Origin of the sequence: Pseudomonas sp. Sample_24 (assembly GCF_004307605.1) — a bacterium.
In the GTDB taxonomy this organism is placed as follows: Bacteria; Pseudomonadota; Gammaproteobacteria; order Pseudomonadales; family Pseudomonadaceae; genus Aquipseudomonas.
The window spans coordinates 1-1,530 of the sequence record NZ_RCNW01000505.1 but is presented as its reverse complement, the minus strand read 5'-3'; the positions used below and the strand labels follow the sequence as shown (position 1 = coordinate 1,530).

The following is a 1,530-nucleotide window of genomic DNA, read 5'->3' as shown; positions in this document are numbered from 1 at the left end:
CTGCTGCCCCAGGCTTACCGGATCATCATTCCGCCGCTTACCTCGGAATTTCTCAACGTCTTCAAGAACACCTCCGTGGCCTCGCTGATCGGTTTGATGGAGTTGCTCGCGCAGACCAAACAGACCGCCGAGTTCTCCGCCAACCTGTTCGAAGCCTTCACCCTGGCCACGCTGATCTACTTCACCCTGAACATGAGCCTGATGTTGCTGATGCGTCTGGTCGAGAAGAAAGTCGCCGTGCCGGGCCTGATTTCCGTAGGGGGTAAATGATGGAATTCGACTTCTCGGGCATCATCCCGTCCCTGCCGGGCCTGTGGAACGGCATGGTCATGACCCTCAAGCTGATGGCCATGGGCGTGATCGGCGGGATCATCCTCGGCACCATCCTGGCGTTGATGCGCCTGTCCCACAACAAGTTGCTGTCGAACCTGGCCGGCGCCTACGTCAACTACTTCCGCTCGATCCCGCTGCTGCTGGTGATCACCTGGTTCTACCTGGCGGTGCCGTTCGTCTTGCGCTGGATCACGGGCGAAGACACGCCGATCGGTGCGTTCACCTCGTGCATCGTCGCCTTCATGATGTTCGAAGCGGCGTACTTCTGCGAAATCGTCCGTGCCGGTGTGCAGTCGATTCCCAAGGGCCAGATGGGTGCTGCCCAGGCGCTGGGCATGTCCTACGGCCAGATGATGCGCCTGATCATCCTGCCGCAAGCGTTCCGCAAGATGACGCCGTTGCTGCTGCAACAGAGCATCATCCTGTTTCAGGACACCTCGCTGGTCTACGCCGTCGGTCTGGTGGACTTCCTCAATGCGTCGCGCGCCAGTGGCGACATCATTGGCCGCTCCAATGAGTTCCTGATTTTCGCGGGTCTCGTGTACTTCATCATCAGCTTTGCCGCCTCGCAGCTGGTCAAGCGTCTGCAAAAAAGGTTCGCCGTATGATCTCTATCAAAAGCATCAACAAGTGGTATGGGGACTTCCAGGTACTGACTGATTGCAGCACCGAGGTCAAAAAAGGCGAAGTGATCGTGGTGTGCGGGCCATCCGGTTCCGGCAAATCGACCCTGATCAAATGCGTCAACGCCCTGGAACCGTTCCAGAAAGGCGACATCGTGGTCGACGGCACCTCCATCGCCGACCCGAAAACCAACCTGCCGAAACTGCGTTCGCGCGTGGGCATGGTGTTCCAGCATTTCGAGCTGTTCCCGCACCTGACCATCACCGAAAACCTGACCATCGCGCAGATCAAGGTGTTGGGGCGCAGCAAGGAAGAGGCCACCAAGAAAGGCCTGCAATTGCTCGAACGTGTCGGTCTCTCGGCCCACGCCCACAAGCACCCGGGCCAACTGTCCGGTGGTCAGCAGCAGCGTGTGGCGATTGCCCGTGCACTGGCGATGGACCCGATCGTCATGCTGTTCGACGAACCGACCTCGGCGCTGGACCCGGAAATGGTCAACGAAGTGCTGGACGTGATGGTGCAACTGGCCCACGAAGGCATGACCATGATGTGCGTGACCCACGAAATGGGCTT

At 59.1% G+C, this 1,530-nt stretch carries 3 protein-coding genes; all 3 read left to right on the top strand.

Annotated features, from left to right (window positions below):
* Positions 1 to 270: ABC transporter permease subunit (locus tag D8V06_RS29210; protein WP_130932346.1), on the top strand; the 270-nt coding region annotated here is incomplete at its 5' end.
* Positions 270 to 941: an ABC transporter permease subunit gene (locus D8V06_RS29205; protein WP_056855248.1), complete on the top strand. Its 672-nt coding sequence runs from the start codon at positions 270 to 272 to the stop codon at positions 939 to 941. The genes D8V06_RS29210 and D8V06_RS29205, both read left to right, overlap by 1 nt.
* Positions 938 to 1,530: amino acid ABC transporter ATP-binding protein (locus D8V06_RS29200; protein ID WP_130932345.1), on the top strand; the 593-nt coding region annotated here is incomplete at its 3' end. The genes D8V06_RS29205 and D8V06_RS29200, both read left to right, overlap by 4 nt.

What these genes read in the sequence shown, in the direction of transcription:
- D8V06_RS29205 (WP_056855248.1), top strand. Translation starts at nt 270, where the DNA reads ATGGAATTCGACTTCTCGGGCATCATCCCGTCCCTGCCGGGCCTGTGG.